This window comes from Prosthecobacter sp., from assembly GCF_044226605.1.
Classification (GTDB): Bacteria; Verrucomicrobiota; Verrucomicrobiia; order Verrucomicrobiales; family Verrucomicrobiaceae; genus Prosthecobacter.
Window position 1 is genome coordinate 201656 of sequence record NZ_JBGAGS010000009.1, and the last position, 20428, is coordinate 222083.

General features: G+C 62.0%; 12 protein-coding genes. 8 read left to right on the forward strand and 4 right to left on the reverse strand.

Annotated elements, in window-relative coordinates; genetic code table 11:
- Position 1: 1 nt before the first annotated feature.
- The 4 genes from ACILSO_RS14325 to ACILSO_RS14340 form a co-directional block, all read right to left on the reverse strand.
- Positions 2 to 808, reverse strand: a complete 807-nt coding sequence (locus tag ACILSO_RS14325) for a cytochrome c3 family protein (RefSeq protein ID WP_395738109.1) — start codon at positions 806 to 808, stop codon at positions 2 to 4.
- Positions 809 to 1080: 272 nt separating this feature from the next.
- A complete protein-coding gene (locus ACILSO_RS14330; protein WP_395738110.1) occupies positions 1081 to 2529 on the reverse strand; it encodes a T6SS phospholipase effector Tle1-like catalytic domain-containing protein in 1449 nt (482 codons plus the stop codon).
- A 219-nt stretch (positions 2530 to 2748) separates the two neighbouring features.
- Positions 2749 to 3795, reverse strand: a complete 1047-nt coding sequence (locus ACILSO_RS14335) for a retropepsin-like aspartic protease (RefSeq protein WP_395738111.1) — start codon at positions 3793 to 3795, stop codon at positions 2749 to 2751.
- Between the two features lie 63 nt (positions 3796 to 3858).
- Complete coding sequence (locus ACILSO_RS14340) at positions 3859 to 4758, reverse strand: aspartyl protease family protein (RefSeq protein WP_395738112.1); 900 nt, start codon at positions 4756 to 4758, stop codon at positions 3859 to 3861.
- A gap of 131 nt (positions 4759 to 4889) precedes the next feature.
- On the opposite strand from ACILSO_RS14340, the gene ACILSO_RS14345 reads away from it, so the two are divergent.
- Genes ACILSO_RS14345 through ACILSO_RS14380 form a run of 8 tightly spaced genes read left to right on the forward strand, consistent with a single transcriptional unit; the run spans position 4890 to position 20394 of the window.
- Positions 4890 to 6146 carry an ABC transporter permease gene (locus ACILSO_RS14345; protein ID WP_395738113.1) on the forward strand — a complete coding sequence of 419 codons (1257 nt, stop codon included), beginning with the start codon at positions 4890 to 4892 and terminating at the stop codon, positions 6144 to 6146.
- A gap of 7 nt (positions 6147 to 6153) precedes the next feature.
- Entirely contained in the window at positions 6154 to 7659 is a 1506-nt protein-coding gene (locus ACILSO_RS14350; RefSeq protein ID WP_395738114.1) for an ABC transporter permease subunit, read from the forward strand.
- Positions 7656 to 9611, forward strand: coding sequence for an extracellular solute-binding protein (locus ACILSO_RS14355; protein ID WP_395738115.1), 1956 nt, complete (start codon positions 7656 to 7658; stop codon positions 9609 to 9611). The genes ACILSO_RS14350 and ACILSO_RS14355 overlap by 4 nt, the downstream gene beginning before the upstream one ends.
- Entirely contained in the window at positions 9611 to 10597 is a 987-nt protein-coding gene (locus ACILSO_RS14360) for an ABC transporter ATP-binding protein (RefSeq protein WP_395738116.1), read from the forward strand. Before ACILSO_RS14355 ends, ACILSO_RS14360 begins: the two co-directional genes overlap by 1 nt.
- The gene (locus ACILSO_RS14365; protein WP_395738117.1) at positions 10594 to 11562 is read left to right on the forward strand and encodes an ABC transporter ATP-binding protein; all 969 of its coding nucleotides are present in this window, start codon (positions 10594 to 10596) and stop codon (positions 11560 to 11562) included. Before ACILSO_RS14360 ends, ACILSO_RS14365 begins: the two co-directional genes overlap by 4 nt.
- A 52-nt stretch (positions 11563 to 11614) precedes the next feature.
- A complete protein-coding gene (locus ACILSO_RS14370; protein ID WP_395738118.1) occupies positions 11615 to 14833 on the forward strand; it encodes an AAA family ATPase in 3219 nt (1072 codons plus the stop codon).
- Positions 14830 to 18111, forward strand: a complete 3282-nt coding sequence (locus ACILSO_RS14375; RefSeq protein WP_395738119.1) for an AAA family ATPase — start codon at positions 14830 to 14832, stop codon at positions 18109 to 18111. The genes ACILSO_RS14370 and ACILSO_RS14375 overlap by 4 nt, the downstream gene beginning before the upstream one ends.
- Positions 18112 to 18114: 3 nt before the next feature.
- Positions 18115 to 20394, forward strand: coding sequence for an AAA family ATPase (locus ACILSO_RS14380; protein WP_395738120.1), 2280 nt, complete (start codon positions 18115 to 18117; stop codon positions 20392 to 20394).
- The last annotated feature ends 34 nt before the right edge of the window (positions 20395 to 20428 follow it).

The window sequence follows — 20428 nt, forward strand, 5'->3', positions numbered from 1 at the left end:
GTTAGCGGTGGCAGGCGGTGCAGGATTCCGGCGGCTGAATCTGCCAGTGCTTCTTGATCTGGGTGCCCACTTCAGTCTGGGTCACTTGTTTGCCGTAAGTCTTCTCAGCCAGGGCGAGGATGTCTTCGATGCCATTGGCCGTGGCGCCTTCGCCGGCGATGGTGGTGGCGATTTCACTCGGTGCCACCTTCTTGTCGATCAGGCCTTGGTAGAAATCAGCACGCTTCAGGTCGCTCGGCTTGTAGTTCAGATTGGTGATCTGCTCCAGCGGGCGCAGGTTCTTCTCAGGATTGCGGTGGCAGTCCAGGCACCAGCCCATCGACTGCGGCTGGTCGTGGCGCACGACTTCCATCTCGTTGATCTTGCCATGGCAGTTCACGCAGGAAATGCCGCGGTTGAGGTGGGCGCTGTGGTTGAAATAAACGTAGTCAGGAGCCTTGTGGACTTTGACCCAGGGGATGGACTTGCCGGTTTCGTTGGCCTTCACGACCATCTCCAGCTTGGGAGAATTGCTGCGGATGTTGCCTTTGCCCGGGCCGTGGCAGTTGAAGCAGGTCTGGTTCGTGGGAACGTTCGAGTGGCTCGAGGTCTCACCAAAGCTGTGGCAGTAACGGCAGTCGAGTGCCAGCTGGCCTGCGTGAATTTTGTGTGAGAACGGCACCGGCTGCGTCGGTTCATAACCTACGCGTGTGTATTTCGGTGTGAAGTAGTAGGCAATGCCGGCACTCACGCCGAAGGCAATGAACACGACGGCAATGGCGAGCTTGAGCGGCAGCCAGTTGGTCCAACGCGGAAAAAAGTTACCCATAGAAAGTGTCGGCAGATGAGCTTGTGAAAAATTTCACAAGGGAATCCAGAATAGAAAGCCGTGAGCAGGTTTGCAACCGTCATCTGTAATTTTTTTGAACTTTTGTATGCAAGACTTGTCTTGTTGCGAACCCGTCGCAAAAAAATCTCGCTTTCCGGGCGTTTTTCCCGATTCGTCGCCGCAGATCCTGCCTTTTTGGAAGCATTCTTTCAGAACCGCCCCGCCAAGAGTTGCCTTGCCGGGGCGGATAGGTCTGCTTCATCGGCTCTGCTTCACGGTTTGGCTGACGGTGCTGGCGTTTCTTTCTTCGCTCCCTTGGGTGCTTCATGCCAGGCAGCCGCCATCTGGCTGATGGACAGCGGACCCGCTGCCTTCTTCCCCGATTCGGGCAGGGACTGCTCATAGTCGGCAATGTCATCGTGGAGCACGAGGCCGAGCTGGCGGAGGTAGTCCTCCTGGGCCTGGCGGCCTTTGCCCGCTTCAGACACCTTCAGGATCTGGCCGGCGGCAGGTCCGCCTGCCACGGGGTTTGAAGTCGCATAAAGCTTGTACCTCCGTCCCTCCTCGGGGTGTTTTTCCCCATCCGCACGGCGAAAAGCGGTGCGATCGATCCACGCTCCCGCAGGGACTTTGCGCGCCACGTTTTCGCTGGTCAGGCGGTGCATCCACGCGTCCTCCGGGTGGTGCATGATCGCCAGCGCGTCATCATACACAATCGTCGGCTTGGTGCTGATGCCGCGCTGCTTCATGATGCGGTGCAGCCAGTTGAACGAGATGCCGGCCATGTCATTGGAGTCTTTGTAGCCTCCGCCCACATCGGAGTGCACGCCGGGAAACCAGACTTCATAAACATTGGTGGCGGCAGGATCCACCGGCGCACCCACCAGCAGCGGCTCAAATTTGCTCCGGCGGTCATCAAGCGAGAGCGCATGAACCACGGTTTCCACATTGGGATAAGGCCGGACTTTGTACAGCTGCCGCCCTTTCTCGGGCTCGCCCAGGGAGCTGAGCTTTGAAAACGGCAGTCCCGGCACGGTGTCCCAGATGGCCAGCAGTTTGATCGCCGGGTGCGTCCATTGAAATTGGGGATGACGCTGGCGCATCGCTTCTTGGAGACTTTTTTGGTTGGCGGCCAGACGGCTGCGCCACACGGCAGGGCCGCCGGCGGCCTCCTGCTGGGTTGGATCGGTGAGGTTCTTCTCACAGTAGTCCCACACGTCCTCCGCCAGGCGGTCGAGGGCTTTCTCGTCTTCTTTGCTGAGCTTGGAGGACGCCCTGCCTGCCCACGCTGGCATGTTGGGCAGGCCGCAATGCGCCATGATGCCGGTCAGCATGCGCGCCTGGAAGGCCCCCCGGCTGAAACCGAAGACGAGGATCTGGTCGGCATCGGCAGACTTGCCATTGCCCTGCCTCCAGTTGCGGGCCAGAAACTTGTACGCGGTCAGCACCCGCGACTTCATCCCGACGCCAAAGATCTTGCCGCTGAGACTGTCGGTGCCCACCCCCTCAATGTACAGGCAGGGCCGTGAAGGGTCTTCCGGCTGGGCCGCCACCTCAAAGCGTCGGCGCACATTCGTCCTCCCCGCCCAGTCATTCGAAGTCCCGTCAAAGTAGATTTCGATCCTCCGCGCAGCCTCCCGATCCTTCTTGGAAAGCACCCGTGCTGTTTCAGGATTGGGCACCGGCTGCACCTGGTAGGTCCGGCACGAGCAGAGAACCATGAGCGATAACGCAACCTGCAGCGGTTTGGATAAGAGAAGTGTTTTCACAGTGTTTGGGAGAATGACCGGGCGACCCATAAAGGCAACCTGCCCGCTGACAAGCATTTTGAATGAAGTCTAGTATGCTGCGTCAGTGTCGGACTTAATTCACTCGTTTATCAGACAGGCTCGTTCTTCCGCCTGAGACAGCGAGCACTCCAGATCAGTCTGCCTCGCTTTTCATCCCCACTCCACCCACAGCACCTTGTGCTCGAAGTCGAGGGTCACACGGTAGTCTTCCAGCAGGTAGGTCCCCAGACGCGAGGGACCCGGCATCACATCCACCTGCGCGAACGGATAATAGGAACCAAACAGGCCCAGCGCCTGAAACTCCAGCACCCGCACATTGGCCTCCTTCGGCGTCTGCGCTCCGCCCACTCCGGTGATCAGGTAGTTCCCGCCCACATGCCACCCGCCGTTCTTGTAACCCAGGACTTCCGCGATGCGCCGGTCCAGCTGCACGCCGAAGACGGAGCCGGAGTCCACCACAGCCTCCCAGGACATCTTGCCGTATTTCAGCAGCGTCGTCGGCACCCCATGGCTCATGTTCAGGCTCGCCTTGTGCACATGCTTGCGCACCGGCCCCGCATAGCTGCGGCTGAAACCAAACTCGACCTTCTCCTTCAAAAAATCGAGCGTCAGGTACTTGCAGTGGCGGGCGACGAGATTCACGCCCAGCACGGAGATCCCCAGCTTCTCCTTCAGGATGCCGGTGCCGATGGCCGTGCGCTGCATGCGGATGATGCAGGGCAGGTTTTCCAGCCGCCAGGCGCCGATCTGCAGCGTGGGAATGAAAGCCGCCATGCCCGGCTCCGTCCCCAGCACGCCCGCCATCTTGGGCCGCACCTGCGGCACCGTGCGCAGCCCGTAATCCACTGCCTGCTCCGCATCAAAGACGCTGTACGTCGCTCCCGTGTCGAACATGAACTTCTTCTCCTTGTGCCCGTTGAGGCTGACTTTGATGTACGGCACGCCGCGCTCATAATACATCGGCACCTGGAGCACTCCTTCCGGCGGCGGCACGCTCTGGGTTCTGATGCTCACCCCGCCCTTGGGCGTCACCTTGACCTGCGAGGCTGGCATCGCCTGCGCCTGCAGTTTCTTCTGCAACTCCTCCGGCACCGTTTCGTTCCTGATCGCAAAGGTCTCGGCACAACCCGCGAGGCATGCCATCGCGGCGGCCATCAGCGCCTTCTCGAAGACACCGGTAAAATGCAGACGGAGCATACGGCAGAATCTGTCCATGTCAGGGTTGTAGCTCTCAACCGCCACGGCTCACAAGAGTTTTGTTCAACGTTCCAGCCAGAGCGCATTTCCGCGAAAATCCACCGTCAGGCGCGTGCCCAGCCAGAACCTCGAACCGATGCGCTTGGGCCCGGGCATCACATACAAAACCGCCCCTGGATGCGTCTCCCCGCACAGCGTGGCCGCCGGCACCCGGATGGTGCGCGCACCTGCCTTTTCCGCCGTCACGCTGCCGCCCACACCGCTCAGGATCAGCCCTTCCCCCATGCGCATGCCATCATGCGCATGACCCAGCTTTGCCGCGGTGCTCTGGTCGATCACGATGCCCCAGGACGAACCCGAGTCCACCACCGCATCCCACACCAGCCCGCCGCAGCTCACCCGGACAATGGGCATGCCATTCACCCAGCGCAGCGGCGTGCGCGTCACCACCCCGCTCGTGGGCTGAAACGGTCGTGAAAACCCCAGCTCCAGCGCGCTGCTGCGGTAATCAATCGTCATGAAGCTGCACTGCCGGCGCAGATGATCCATTCCCAGGATGGCGCTGCCCAGCCCTCCGATCCGGAAACTCGGGCTGCCACGCACCAGGCACGGCACATTCGTCGTGTGCCATGCTCCCAGATCCAGGGTCCGCATCAGCGCCTGGCTCGCCCCCGTCGTGCCATGCACGCCCCGCACCTGCACCCTGCGCCCGCCGGTGGGTGTCAGGCCGGAGCTCGTGGCCGCCTCCGGCTCAAACACGCTCAGCGTGGCACCCGTGTCCAGCAGCAGCGGGATCGCGTTGCTCCCGTTCACGCGTCCCATCACATGCGGCGTCCCCGCCCGAAACTGCACCGGCACCGCCACATCCGCCGCCGGATTCCGCGGCGCCATCGGCAGAAACGGCAGCGGCATCGCACACGAGGAAAGCAGACACAGCGCCAGCAGAGCAGGGATCGATTTCATGCAGTTCCCCCATGCTTAAACCCCTTTCCATCCGTTCGCATCCTGTCGTTCTTTGCAAATCACACACAAATCCTTGTGCCCAGCGCCGTATTGTCTGAGATTTTCCTCCTCTCCTCCCCGACAACCGCCGCATGCGCGACTACTTCATCCGCCGCTTCCTGCTCATCATTCCGACCCTGATCGGCGCGACCCTGGTGGTGTTCTTCATCACCCGCATCACCCCCGGCGGACCGCTGGAGGCAGCGCTGCAAAGAGCCGCCTCCATGCAGGCAGAGCGTGGCATGAAGGACGCCGGGGCCTCTCTCAGTGAGGAGCAAAAGGAAGAAATGGCCGCCTACTACGGATTTGACCGGTCGTTCGTCCCCGCCTACCTCGCCTGGCTCGGGGTGCTTCCCAAAGAAGGGGACAAGCGCTTCATCAAGTTTGACAAGGACGTCCAGGAGCAGGCCGTGACGCTTCAGGAACTTCTTCCGCGCGAACAATGGAAGCCCAACAATGCCTACCGCATCGTCCAGGCCAAAGTGACGCGCGATGGCAAACTGACCGCCGGCAATGCCACGGATGTGGAAAACTGGAGGACGCGCGCAGAGAAAGAAAAGAACCGCGTCCAGATCTTCCGCCCCAAGTTCGACGGCCTCCTCCAAGGCAGCCTGGGCATCTCCACCCGCTACAACGACTACGTCTCGGAGATGATCCGTGAGCGCATGCCCATCTCCATTTTCTACGGCCTGGCCTCGTTTTTCATCACCTATGTTGTCTGCATACCCCTTGGCATTCTCAAAGCCATCCGGCACCGCACTGTGATCGACAACGTGAGCTCCGTGCTCATTTTTGTGGGCTATGCGATCCCCGGATTCGTGCTGGCCAGCGTGCTCGTGGTGTATCTTGCGGCACGCCTCCACTGGTTCCCCACCGGCGGATTTATCAGTGAAAACTTCGACTCCCTGAGCCTGGGCGGCAAAATCTGGGACGTGGCGCACCATGCCTTCCTGCCGCTGTTCTGCTACCTCATCGGCGGCTTCGCCTTCATGACCATGCTGGTGAAAAACAATCTGATGGACAATCTCGCAACCGATTACGTGCGCACCGCCATCGCCAAAGGCGCAAGCTTCAAGCGCGCCGTGCTGGCGCACGCGCTGAGAAACTCCCTCATCCCCCTGGCGACGACACTCGGCCACGTGGTCTCGATTTTCCTGGCCGGATCGTTTCTGATCGAAATGATCTTTGAGATCAATGGCATCGGCATGCTGGGCTACACCAGCATCCTGGACCGTGACTACCCGGTGGTGATGGGTCTTCTCGTCATCGAAGTGCTGCTGCTCATCGTCGGCAATATTCTCTCTGACTACTTTGTGGCGCTGACGGATCCGCGCATTCGCTTCGAGTAACTCCCCCATGTCCCCTCGCACCACAGGCATCATTATACTTCTCTATGCGGCTCTAAGCGCATTGATGCGCGGGCTGTCATTGTCAGTGCCCGTCTTCAAGATCCCGTTCCTGAGCGCCGCCGTGTTTGGCTGGGTGCTCCTGGTGCTCCTGGCTTTGACCGGAGGATGGTTGCTTTGGAAAGGCAGGCGGCATTGGCAGTTAAGTCCCCTGACCTTGAAGCAGTTCCGCCGTTTCCGTGACATCCGTCGTGGTTATGTCTCCTTTCTTGTGCTGCTGGGTCTCGTCGGCCTGGCTTCGCTGGACAGCCTCATCGTAGGCAAGCGGGCGCTTGCCGTCCGTTATGAAGGACGCTTCTATTTCCCTTTCGTGACTGGCGTGCTGCCGGGCACCACCTTCGGCTTGAAGGACGACTCCGAGACCGACTACCGCGAATTGCAGCGGCTGTTTCGTGAGAAAGGCGCGGGCAACTGGGTGCTGCTGCCGCTGGTTCCCTACGATCCCAAGCTCGACACGCCGGAGACCATTGAAGACGTCGAGCTGCGCGACGGCATCGCCTACCATGTGCATGACTCCAAACCCTTCGACGGTCGTGCTTACACCACCTTTCGTGACAAGCCGGAGCAGAAGCGTCAGGAATGGGTGTTTCGCCATGGCTTGAAGCAGGGCGAGATGCGCGGCTGGGACCTGAACAATGAGCAGGTGGAGAAAGGCGTTTTCGACAAGGGGCAGCGCACCGCCTACACCGACTATTCGGAGGGCAAGGCGGCCGCGCTCGAGTCTCAGACCGATGGCAAGATGCTGACCGTCATCTATCCGCCGTCACCACCTTCACGCCGACACTTCCTCGGCACGACTTCCAGCGGCGGCGATGTCCTCGCCATACTCTTCGGCGGCATGCAGCAGTCCATCATCGCTTCGGTGTTGTTTGTGTCGTTCGTGTTCTGTGTGGGCGTGGCGGCAGGGGGGGCGCTCGGCTACTTTGGCGGCGTGCTGGATCTGATCGGCATGCGTGTGATCGAAATCCTTTCCGTTCTGCCCTTCTTGTTTGTCGTCATGATCATCAGCTCGGTCATCAGCCCTTCGTTGCCGGTGCTCGTGGGTGTCATTGCCTTTTTCAGCTGGATGGGCACCACCATTTACATCCGCACCGCCGTGCTCCGGGAAAAGGCGCGGGATTACGTCGCCTCGGCGCGCTTGCTTGGCACTGGAACGACACGCATCATCTTCAAGCACATCCTGCCCAACAGCATCGCCATTCTCGTGACGCTCGCCCCCTTTGAAGTCGCGGCCATCATCACGGCCCTGGCAGGCTTGGATTACATCGGCTTTGGCCTGCCGCCTGAAGAGCCGAGCTGGGGACGCCTGCTGCATGAAGGCACGGAAGACTTCAACTATCCCTGGATCGTCAGCAGCGCCTTCTTTGCCATGACGCTGGTGCTCGTGCTCGTCACCTTCGTCGGCGAGGCCGTGCGCGAGGCCTTCGATCCCAAAAAATTCACCACTTACCAATGAAGCATCGCCCGCAGCCCGCTGCCTTCCACCTCAAGCACACGCTTCGTGCGCTTGGTGTTCTGCTCTGCGCTGCCCTCATCTCCGCCTGCTCAAAGTCCAAGACGGACGATCGCTTCCCTCCCTACGACAACACCGCGGAGGTTCAGGCTTATTGGAAATCCAAGCCCCAGTTCTTCCAATGGAAGACGCCCGCGGACCTCCCTCCGGATTTGAAATGGGAAAACGGGGCCAACGTGCCGGAGTTCGGCGATCCACGTGCCAAAAAGGGGGGGACCTTCCACGAATGGCACCCCTCCTACCCTCCCACCTTCCGCAAAGTCGGGCCGGATGCCAGCAATGCCTTTCGTGGCGAGCATCACGACAATGTCGAGATCAGCCTCGTCATACGTCATCCAGATGAAGATGAATGGATTCCAGGTCTCGCCAAAGAATGGGCCATCTCCACGGACCGCAAGACGGTTTACTACCGTCTTCAGGACAACCTGACCTACTCCGACGGCAAGCCGGTGATGGTGGAAGACTTCTTCATGACCTTCTTTGTCATGACCAGTCCGCATATCAAAGACCCCTGGTACAATGATTGGTACACCAAGGAATTTGCCGCCATCGCCAAGTATGATGACAAGACCCTCTCCATCACCCTTCCGGAGCCGAAGCCCGATCCTCTTTGGTATGCGGACCTGCCAGCTTCGCCGCAGCATTTCTTCCGCGAGCTCGGTCCAGACTTCCCCGCACGCTACCAGTGGCGCATCACTCCCGTGACCGGCGCTTATGTGATCGATCCTGCCTTGCTGAAGCGGGGCCGTTCGATCACCCTCAGCCGCGTCAAAGACTGGTGGGCACGGGATCTGAAGAACTTCCGCTACATCAACAACGTGGACTTCGTCGAGTATAAGTTTGTCGCCAGCCAGGACAAGGCCTTTGAGATGTTCCGGCAGGGCCAGTTTGACACCTTCCTCGCCGGTCTGCCACGCTACTGGTATGACAAGACGGAGATCCCCGAGATCTACCACGGCTACATCGAGCGGCACAAGTTCTACAACGAATACCCCCAGGTCACCTGGGGCATCCGGCTCAACGAGAGCAAGCCCCCGCTCGACAATCTCGATGTGCGTCTTGGCATCAATTACGCCATGAATTTCGACAAGGTGATCGAGGTGGATTTCCGCGGTGACAAAACACGCATGAACAGCACCGTCTCCGGGTTCGGCAAATACACCAATCCCAACCTGCGGGCGCGTCCTTTCGATCCAGTGAAGGCTCGTGAGTATTTCGCCAAGGCTGGCTACACCATCCCTGGACCGGATGGCATCCTGCAAAACGCCGAAGGCAGGCGCTTGTCGCTCACGCTCACCACCTTCAACACCGGCACGGTCATGCCCATCATGCTGCGCCTGAAGGAGGAAGCCAAAAAAGCAGGCCTGGAGATGAACATCGAAGGGCTGGATGGCACGCAAATGTACAAGAAGCTCGATCAAAAGAAGCATGAGATGGCTTTCGCCGGCTTCGGTGCGCGCCCTCCGTATCCACGCTTCTGGGATGATTACCACTCTTCAAACGCCTTCAAAATCGGCAAAGATGGCAAGCGTGAGATCGTCACCGATACCAACAACATGACGCAGACCGCTGATCCGGCTCTCGATCCCCTCATTGATAAACATCGCCTTGCGCAGACAGAAGACGAAGTGCAAAAACTTTCGTGGGAGCTTGCCAAGCTGATTGAAGACCGCGGCAGTGTCATTCCCGCCTGGGAATCTCCTTTCTACCGCTACCTCTCCTGGCGCTGGGTTCAGTGGCCCAAAAACGGCAATGCAAGGGCCAGCCGTGAACCCCTCGACGCCCACATGTTCTGGATCGACGAGGACATCAAACGCGAGACGAAAGAGGCCATGAAAGAAGGCAAAGACTTCGGTGAAGTCACCCGCGTGTTTGACGCTTACCAGAGAAAATAATGAGTGCCACCGCCTCCATTCTTGAAGTCAAAGACCTCGTCACCGCCTTCGACACCGACGCGGGCCGCATGACGGCCGTGGATGGCATTCGCTTCGATGTGCCGCGTGGCAAAACCTTTGGCATCGTCGGTGAATCTGGCTGCGGCAAGAGCGTCACCGCCTTCTCCATCACCCGCCTGCTGCCGCAGCCGCATGGCAAGATTCTTGGGGGCGAAATCCGCTTTGAAGGTCGTGACCTCGTGTCTCTGCCGCTCGAAGAAATGCAGAAGGTGCGCGGCAACGACATCAGCATGATCTTCCAGGAGCCGATGACGGCGCTGAACCCCGTGCAGACCGTGGGCCGTCAGCTTGCCGAGGCGATTCTGCTGCACACGCAATGCAGCAAGAGCGAGGTGCTCTCCCGCAGCATCGACATGATGCAGAAGGTGCGCATTCCAGCACCGGAGCAGCGCCTCAATGAATACCCGCACCAGCTCAGCGGTGGCATGCGCCAGCGCGTGATGATCGCCATGGCGCTGATCAACAAGCCGAAGCTGCTCATCGCCGACGAGCCGACCACCGCGCTCGATGTCACCGTGCAGGCGCAGATTCTCGAACTCATCGCCGATCTGCAGAAGGAGATGGGCATGAGCGTGGTGCTCATCACGCATGATCTCGGTGTGATCGCCCAGGTGTGCGATGAAGTCGCCGTCATGTATGCGGGCCGCATCGTGGAGCGCGCCGGCGTGCATGATCTTTTTGCCAGCCCTCGTCACGCCTACACCCAGGGCCTGCTGGATAGCATCCCGCGCCTCGACAGCACGCCCAAAACGAAACTGAAGGCCATCCAGGGGAACGTGCCCGGCATCGCCGACTTCAAACCCGGCTGCCGTTTTGGCGAACGCTCCGGCCGCCTGCACACCGAGGCACACCTGAACACCCGCCCTCCCTTTGTCGAAATCTCTCCGAACCACTGGGTGGAGAACTGCCCCATCTGCGTCGCATGAGCCTTCTTACCGTCCAAAACCTCCAGCAGTATTTCCCCGTGCGCGGCGGCTTGCTGCGGCGTGCCGTGGCCTCCTGCAAAGCCGTGGATGGCGTGAGCTTCTCCCTCAATGCCGGCGAGACGCTCGGCCTTGTCGGCGAATCAGGCTGCGGCAAGACCACGCTCGGCAAAGCCATCGTCCGCCTCCTCAAGCCCACCGGCGGCAGCATCCAGTTTGAAGGCCGGGACATCACTCATGCCCGCATGGGGGAGCTGCGCCCGATGCGCCGGCACATGCAGATGATCTTCCAGGATCCCGCCGAGTCGCTCAATCCACGCCACACCGTGCGCGACATTTTGGAGGAGCCTTTCATCGTGCAGAACATCGGCACGAAGGACGAACGCAGGCAATGGGTGGCCGACCTTCTCGACAAAGTCGGCCTCAGCGCCGCCTCCGCCGACCGCTTCCCCTTCGAGTTCAGCGGCGGCCAGCGCCAGCGCATCGGCATCGCCCGTGCCATCGCCTTGAAGCCCAAGCTCATCGTCTGCGACGAACCCGTCTCCGCGCTCGATGTCTCCGTGCAAAGCCAGGTCCTCAATCTCATGCTCGATCTCCAGCGCGACATGGGCCTCAGCTACCTCTTCATCGCCCACGGCCTCAATGTCGTGAAACACATGAGCGACCGCGTCGCTGTGATGTACCTCGGCAAGATCATGGAGCTTGCCCCCGCCACCGAGCTTTATCAAAACCCCCGCCACGCCTACACCAAGGCGCTGCTCGATGCCATCCCAGTCGCGGATCCGACCCAGCGGCGCGAGCGCCAGCTCCTGCGCGGCGATGTCCCCAGCCCCATCAATCCCCCTCCCGGCTGCGCCTTCGGCCACCGCATGAAGCACCCCAAATGGGAGCAAAGCGTCGGCATGGATCTTACGCTCAAAGAAATCTCGCCCGGACATTTCGTGCAGCCTTGTCCATGCTGCACGTGATGGGACTTGCCTCATGCGTGGCTTTCGGGAGCATGGGCGACTTCTTTGACGCATGCCTGCGCAGACGTTCCATGTCCAAGCCGTCACTCTCAGCCTAGGCGATGACCTGGAGCTGGTGGAGTCTCATGGCTTCCCCTCAGTCTCGAGCCTCGGCGACAAGGCAGGTCGTGCCGCCGTGGGCCTTCGCTCAAAGATCGGAACGCTCCTGAACAATGCCGAGGCGGTGCCCGCATCATCGCTGCACCGCCGCCTCACGGGCAAGGACGCGCGCGTGGAGCAGCTCACCCTCACGCTGGAGCCGGCGAAAAAACGCGCGGACTGGAAAACGCCGGTGGAGCTGCGCTTTGACTACATCACCTGGACTGAGGCAGACGATCTTCACCTGGCGTTCATACCTGTGCTCGGCGTGCAGGTCATCGCTGCAAAGCCTGAGCAGATCCCTGCGCGCGTGGAGGCGCATGTGCGCCTCACGTTGGTGGATCGCGTGAAAAAGGTGTCCTTGAAAGCACTCGTGCTCTCCCAATGCGTGAAGGCCCTGAGTGTGGAGGCCATCAGCGTCTCGGCATGCATCCCCTCCCCTCGCGATCTGGAAGAGTCCAAGGACGGCGAGAAAAAAACGAAGTCCGTGCTCAACGAAGTGGCGCAAAAGCTGGGACGCCACCGCGTCATGCCCGCGTTTGAAATGGAGGCCACGCTGCACCTCATGCGCGAGGCATTGGAGGCACGGCAGCCTGCCAGCGTCCTGCTCATCGGCCCGCCCGGAGTCGGCAAGACGGCAGCCGTGCGTGAGCTGGCGCGCACCCACGCGCTCAATCTCTGGAGCACCAGCGGCTCCCAGCTCATTGCAGGCCAGTCCGGCTTTGGCCAGTGGCAGGAGCGCTGCCGCGAGCTGTGCCGTGAGGCTTCCAGGGAGAAGGCCGTGCTGCATCTCGGCAGTCTCGTCGAGCTGATGGAAGTCGGCCAGCACAGTGCCAATGCGCAGAGCATCGCCAGCTTTTTGCGCCCCTCCATCGCACGCGGTGAGTTGCTCGCCATCGCAGAGTGCACCCCGGAGCAGCTCGCCATCATCGAGCGGCGCGATCCCCACATCGCGGGCGCCTTCATCCATGTCCGTGTGCCGGAGCCAGCGCCTGCGATCACGCGAAAAATTCTCACGCAGGTGTTTCATCATCTCGCGCGCAAGGACAGCGACCATGCGCAGTCAGCTCCCGCGCTCGACTGGCTGCACCGCCTGCATCAGCGTTACGCCACGTACTCGGCCAATCCCGGCCGGCCCATCCGCTTTCTGACCACCCTCGTCACCGAACAGCCAGCCGATCAAAAAACGCGCCTCACGCTTGAGCAAGTCACCGCCGCATTCACCCGCGAAACGGGTTTGCCCGAAGTGCTGCTCAAAGATGAACTGCCGCTCGATCTGGATGCCACGCGCACCTGGTTCACCCACCGCGTCATCGGCCAGCCGGAGGCTGTGGAAGCCGTGCTCGATCTGCTGGCCACCATCAAGGCGCGCCTGAACCGCCCCAGGCAGCCGCTGGCTTCATTCCTCTTTGTCGGACCCACCGGCACGGGCAAAACGGAGCTGGCCAAATCACTCGCGGAATTCCTGTTTGGCAGCGCCAGCCGTCTCGCGCGTTTTGATCTGAGCGAGTTCAGCGATGCGATTTCCGTACAGCGCCTCATCGGCGGCCTCGGTCAGGCGGAGGGCCTGCTCACCGCGCGTGTACGCGAGCAGCCGTTCAGCGTGCTGCTGTTTGATGAGTTTGAAAAAGCAGATCCCGCCTTCTTTGATCTGCTGTTGCAGATCCTCGGCGACGGTCGTCTCACCGATGCCGCGGGACGTTCGGCAGATTTTTGCAACACCGTGGTCATCATGACCTCGAACCTCGGCGCGCGTGAGTTTCAGCGCGGCTCCATGGGCTTTGCCAAAAACGAGGGCGATGACGGTGGCGCACACTTTGACGAGGCCGCACGCCAGTTCCTGCGCCCGGAGATTTACAACCGCCTCGGCGCCATCCTGCGCTTTCACGCGCTCAGCCGCGACCTCATGCTGCGCGTCACCCGCCGGCATCTGGATCTCCTGCGCCAGCGCGACGGCATCCGCCTGCGGGATGTCGATCTGCGCCTCGGCCCCGGGGTGGAGGAGCATCTCGCCGCACGTGGCCACGACCCCAAATACGGCGCGCGCCCGCTGAAGCGTGTGCTGGAGCAAGAGCTGATGGTGCCGCTGGCCGAGGCCCTGAACGAAGTGCGCCATCGCCAGCCGCTCGTGGCTGCGGTCACGGTCGTCAAAAACAGTCTCGCCATCGAGGTACGCCAGCGTCAGGCCGGAGAAGACGCGGCTGCCACCCAGCGTGCCGTGGTGCTGGCAGATGCCGTGCTCGCCATGCGCCGGCGTCTGTCCAAGCTGGCGCGCAGCTCCACCGTGTCCGCACTGGAGAATGAAGTGCCTTTGCTGGCCATGCTGGAGCGCCGCAGCGCCAGACGAAGCTGGCTCAGCCCGGAGGAGCAGGCGCGCCTGGCGCGCCTCGGTCACCTGCGCCGTGTACTTTCTGCGCTGAGCGCCCTCACGCTGCGCATGGATGCGCTGGAGACCGACACGCTCGGCACCTTTCATCTCGCCGGCGGTTTTGATGCGGCGGCCTTGCAGCAAAACCAAAACGAGATCCAGACCGAGCAGCTGCACCTGCAGCGCGATCTCTTCCGCTTCAGCTTCCCGCACCCGGATGACGTCGTCGTCGCCATCTACAGCGAGCACCGCGACTGGATGCAGCAGATGATCAGCATTTACCTCGATCACGCTGCCGCATTGGAGGGCAGGCTTGTGGCCTTCGAGTTTGTGCGGCCTCCCGAAGGTCATGATCTGCCAGACAGCAAACCGCGCCGCGAGCCGCCTAAAAAACTGAGCGCTCCCATGGAAAAGCCGCCGGGTGGCTGGGTCGGTGCCCTCATTCATCTGCGCGGAGATCTGTTTCACCCGCGCTTCACGCTGGAAGCCGGTCTGCACAAGCACCTCGCCAAAGGCGTGCACCATCTCTGCCTCGTGGAGGCCGGCGGCACTAGCCTCGCGGAATACACGCCGCCCGCGGGCATCCACCGCGCGGGTGCCATCTCGGACAAGGCGGTCAGACCACGCCGCATCTTCAATGTGGATGAACAAACCATCACTGACGCCGTCATGGGCGGCTCGCCCTGGGCGCGCATCGGGCCGGACGCTGCGGTGCGCCGTCTCATTGAGGCAAGGCTGGTGAAAGCCGTGGAGGACATGGCATGACGATCACCCTGCCCATCTACATCGAGGAGCAGCCACGCGGCGGTGGCGAGGAGCCGCTGTTTGTGGTGCGCCCGCTGCAAAAGCAGGAGCCGCTGCGCAAATCGGAAAAACTGCAGCGCGCCCTGACGCAGCTGCAGGCGGATCTGCAAACGCAGCTGCTGGAGCTTTCCCGCGCCACCCGGCATGACGATCTGGCTCGCTGGTGCCTGCTGCCAGAATATACCACGACCACGCTGGACCTGCGCATCGAGCTGAAGGGCGGCTCGCACCACCGGCGCTTCTTCTTCGCGGGCTACGAGGCGCTCGGGCGCACCCTCTGGTTCACGCCCCGGCTGCCGGAGCTGCATTTTGAGGTGCTCAAGGACCAGCGTCTGAACGAGCGCGCCGCCGAAGTGCTCACCCAGCATTGCCGCGAGCTGGAGAAGAACGGCGACCTCGTGGACCTGGACGACTTCGCCCTGCCTGCCTCCGGCAAGGCGCGCCTCACCGCCATCGAGGTGAAGGTCAGGCCTGTCATCAATGCGTTGCAGCTGAAACCTGCCAAACGCGCCTCCATCTTCGGAGGTGAAGACAAGAAACCCGACGGCGAAACCGAACTGCGCAAGGTGGGCCGCCTCCTCAATTCGCTCTATCCCGATGACCTTCCCCGCGCCATCGGCCGCGATGCCGAGGTGGCCGACCTTGAGCGCTGGCTGCGCCTGCCGGACAAGCGCGCGATTCTCCTCGTAGGTCCACGTCAGGTAGGCAAGACCGCCCTCGTGCAGGAACTCGTCTGGCGCATGATGGCGGACAAGGAATGGACGCGCCGGCGGAACGTCTGGCTCGTCTCTCCCATGCGCATGATCAGCGGCATGAGCTATGTCGGCCAGTGGCAGCACCGCGTGCAGGCCATCTGCGACCACGTGGAGCGCAGCGACTCCGTCCTTTATCTCGAAGACCTCCCCGGCCTCTTCACCGCCGGGCAAAGCGCCAGCAGTGATCTGAACGTGGCTCAGCTTCTCAAGCCCCGGTTGGAAAAACGCTCCATGCGCCTGCTCGCCGAGATCACCCCTGAATCATGGCGCGTCCTGCGCGAGCGTGATCGCTCGCTCGCAGATCTGTTTCACGTCGTGCCCGTGTCGGAGCCGGGCGAGGCAGACACGCTGCGCATTCTCGTCAGCGTGGCCCGTGAGCTGGAGCGCCAGCACGACTGCGCCTTCACGCTCGATGTGGTGCCCACAGCCTATGAACTGCACCGCCGTTTTGCCAGCGATGCCGCCTTTCCTGGCAAGGCCGCCGGCTTTCTCCATCGGCTGGCCGTGAAGCACGCCAACAAACCCTGTGACCGCGCCGCGGCGCTGGAGGAGTTTCGCGACCGCAGCGGCCTGCAGCTTTCCATGCTCGACCAGTCCCAGTCACTGGATCGCGACGGCATCGTCAAAGCTCTGCAGCAGCAGGTGTCCGGTCAGGATCAAGTGCTGCACGCCTTTGCTGATGTGCTGCTGAAGCTGAAAGCGCGCTTGAATGATCCGCGCCGGCCGCTGGCCGCCTTCCTGCTGCTCGGCCCCACTGGCGTGGGCAAGACCCAGTGCGCGAAGGCGCTGGCCCAGCACCTGTTCGGCCACGCCGACCGCCTGCTGCGTTTTGACATGAATGAAATGGTGGACTCCAGCGCTGTGCTGCGTCTCACCGGCACCCCCTCCCAGCCCGACGGCCTGCTGACCGGTGCCGTGCGCCGCCAGCCATTTTCAGTGGTACTCTTTGATGAGATCGAAAAAGCCGCACCCGAAGTCTTCGACATGCTGCTCGGTGTTCTCGATGAAGGCCGCCTCAGCGATGCGATGGGCCGTGTAGCCGATTTCACCAGCAGCGTGATCTTGCTCACCTCCAATCTCGGCGTGCGCGAGGCCGGATCGCACCTCGGCTTTGGCGCCACAAAGGAGCTTGAGGTGGAAGCCAGCTACATCAAAGCCTCCGAGAAATTTTTCCGCCCCGAATTCTTCAACCGCCTCGACCGCGTGCTGCCCTTCCGTGAGCTGAGCCGCGAACACCTCGCCGCCATCGCCAGCCGTCTGCTGGCCGAGGTGCTGAAGCGCGATGGCCTGCGCCAGCGCCAGTGCCTCTTCAGCTTCACCAGCGCCGCCGCAGACAGGCTGGTGGACCTGGGTCATCACCCCCAGTTCGGCGCTCGCGCCCTGAAACGTGTGATCGAGCGCGAAGTCGCACAGCCCCTCGCCGCCGATCTCGCCGCCCGCGCCCCCGGCGTTCCGCTGCGCATTGAACTGCGCTGCATTGCAGACCAGTTCTCCCTCCACACACAGGCCCTGCACCCCGCTCCACGCACCGTGTTCTGGCCCGAACGCCTCTCCCGCGATGAAGTGGACAAGCACGCCCTGCTGGACGCCGCCAATGACGCCCTGGATCGGCTCACGGATCAAATCGAAACCCATGCCCCCAAAGGCACCGTGGAACTCGGCGCGCTGACTCCCGCCCAGGAACGCTACTACCACTGCCGCGAACAAGTAAAACGCGTCGAACGCCTGCTCACCGCCGCGGAATCAAGCCTCCATTCAAAACCCGCCAGGCAAGGCCGCGCGATGTCCGTCTCACGCGCCAAGCCGGTGAAAATTTTGATGCGGCAATATGACAGTCTCAGTGACCCTCGCTTCTCTCGTGAAAAAGAGGCCGAACTGCATGACAGCCATTTTGCCGAATCCGACACACAAGATCACGACATCATCGAGACGCCGCTGTTCGCTGCCCTGCGTGAGCTTTCCCTCCTGGAGCTGATGGCCTCCGAGCCCTACGAGGATCAGGCCGTGGGTTTCATCATTCGCGGCCAGGGCTCCTGTGCTTTGGAGCATGCCATGGTGATTCAGCAGCTCGTGAAAACACTGCTGCAAAGCCACTGGGGCACCGAGGTGAGGATGACCCCTCAGATCAGCGACTACCTCAGCCCCTTTCAAACCGGTCTCTGGGCCGTCGGACTGAATGTAGTGCATCTTTTGCAGCCGCTCACCGGAACCTGGCTGCTGCACGACCATGACGGCACGCTCACCACTTTGGAGGTGGGTGTCGCCCCATGCGATTCGTTGGAAGCACTGCCGTCTGCCAGCACCGAAGCACCTCCACAAGATGCGGCGCTGGTCATGACGCTGCTGCGCGATCATCAGCTGCTGTCTCATCGCACCGGTCTGCTGCTGGCGGACAGCGCGGGTGCGGATGAATTTCGCGCATTTCACCTCCCTGCCCTGCCGCTGCCCATAGAGCTGGCGGATTTGCTGACCTCTCCCATCTGAACCATGGCCACCCACGTTTATCCTGTTCTGCTCTGGCGAGATGCCAGCGGTGGCGTCACGGGCATGCTGGTCGGGGATTATCGCAACGCCACGGCCTACGGCGCCACACAGCAGGAGGTGCTGCGGCAGCTCGGCGAAGCGCTGGACTGGCGGGCGGAGCATGAAGCGTACAGCATCAGCGCAGAGCTGGTGGAGCCGCAGCTGCGCGAGGTGAAGGTGGATGTGCGTGCTCAGTACAAAGATGAGACGGAGCATCGACTCATCCCGAGTCCGGAAACGGTGACTCTGCGCGTACCCTGCGTGACGGGAAAGGCGGAGAACGGGCTGCCCGTGTGCGAGGTGCCGGTGCTGGAGCTGCGCTTTCATTTCCACAACGAAGCTCAGCTCAAGGACCTGGTGCGGCACTACGTGAAGGATCATCTCACCGGCCAGACGCCCGCCGATCTGGCGCTAAAGCTGCCGCCGCGCGGTGTGTGGCTGGACAAGGTCAGCGTGCGCGACGTGCGCGGTTCCACACGCCAGACGCCGATGCGTGAGCGCGAGGACATGCAGGTGCTGTTCACCGTGGCGGATCCGCTGCTGCATGAGCGCGGCAACCAGTCCGCCGCCTATGGCCGCGATGCGCAGGTGATGTCATTGCTCCGCAAACTCACACATGAACGCGCGCACGTGCTGGTCGTGGGTGAAGCAGGCTGTGGCAAGAGCACGATCATCTCCGATGCCGCACGCCGCATGGCGCGGCTGAGCGCGGACGAGGATGCGGACAAATCCATGCGCACCTGGCGCTGCTGGCGCGGCAGCGGCGCGCGCATGATCGCCGGCATGAAATATCTCGGCCAGTGGGAGGAGCGCTGCGAGGAGTTCATCAAACGTCTGAGCGAGATCGAAGGCATCTTCTGCGTGGAGAACCTGCTGGAGCTGCTGCGAGTGGGCGGCGCGGAGGCGAATGACAGCGTGGGCGCTTTCCTGCTGCCCTACCTGCAGCGCCGTGATCTGCACGTGGTAGCCGAGGCCACGCCTGCGGAGGTGGATGCCTGCCGCCGTCTCATGCCGGGCCTGCTGGATGTGTTTCAGATCATCCACGTGCCGCCCTTTGCCGATGCCGACGCACTCTCGGTGCTGGAGCGCGTGGCGCATGCCTGCTCCACTTCCAGCAGGCTCGAGTTTGCACCGGGCGGCGTGACGCTGGTGCACCGGCTGTTCCGTCGCTTCCAGCCCTATGCGGCGTTTCCAGGCCCCGCCTCGGCCTTCATTCGCAAGCTGGCGGAGCAGGCCGCGCGCCAGCCGCTGGAGGCACGGCAGATTTCAGCGGATGATGTGATGGCGCTCTTCATTCAGCAGACCGGTTTGCCAGAGCTGCTGCTGCGCGATGAAGTGCCGCTGCCTCTGTCCGATGTGCGCGCGACGCTCTCCCGCCAGATCATCGGGCAAGACAGCGCGGTGGATGCCGCGGCGCGGGTCATCACGAGCATCAAGGCGGGCATGACCGATCCTGCGCGGCCTCAGGGCGTGCTGCTGTTCTGCGGACCCACGGGTGTCGGCAAGACCGCGCTCGCGCGTGCGATGGCGGAGTTCTGCTTTGGTGCGGGTGCGGAGAAGGAACGCCTTGTGCGTCTGGACATGAGCGAGTACAGCGGCTGGGGCGGGGCCAACCGCCTGCTGCATGCGCCGAATGGCGACGCCGCCTCATGGATTCAAAAACTGCGCCGCCAGCCCTTCAGCGTGCTGCTGTTTGATGAGGTGGAAAAAGCATCCGCCGAAGTTTATGACGTGCTGCTGGGCCTGCTGGATGAAGGCCGTATTACCGACCGCTTTGGCCGCGTGACGGACTTCCGCAGCGCCATCATCGTGATGACTTCGAATCTCGGCGCCAGCGCCAAAGGAGCGATGGGATTTGGCGCGGAGAATGTCGCGCCTGCTTTTGAAGGCGCGGTGAAAAAATTCTTCCGCCCTGAGTTTTTCAACCGCCTGGATGCCGTGGTGACCTTCGATGCGCTGAACAAGGAGCATGTGCGTGAAATCGCACTGAAAGAGCTGCATGAGCTTTCCGAGCGCGAAGGCCTTGCGGCCGCCGGTGTGAAACTGGCATGGAGCGGCGCACTTCTGGAAAAGCTGATCCACGATGGCTATGACCACCGCTTCGGCGCACGGCCGCTCCAGCGCGCGCTGGAGCGTCTCGTCGTCACTCCGCTGGCGAAGTGGCGGCTGGCGCATCCGCAGCATCAAAAAGGGACGATTACCGCTGCCTGGTCGGACGACTGTACGCAGCTGCTCTGGTCTTGATTGCCAAGTCCGCCGAGGCGCCCAGGAACGATGC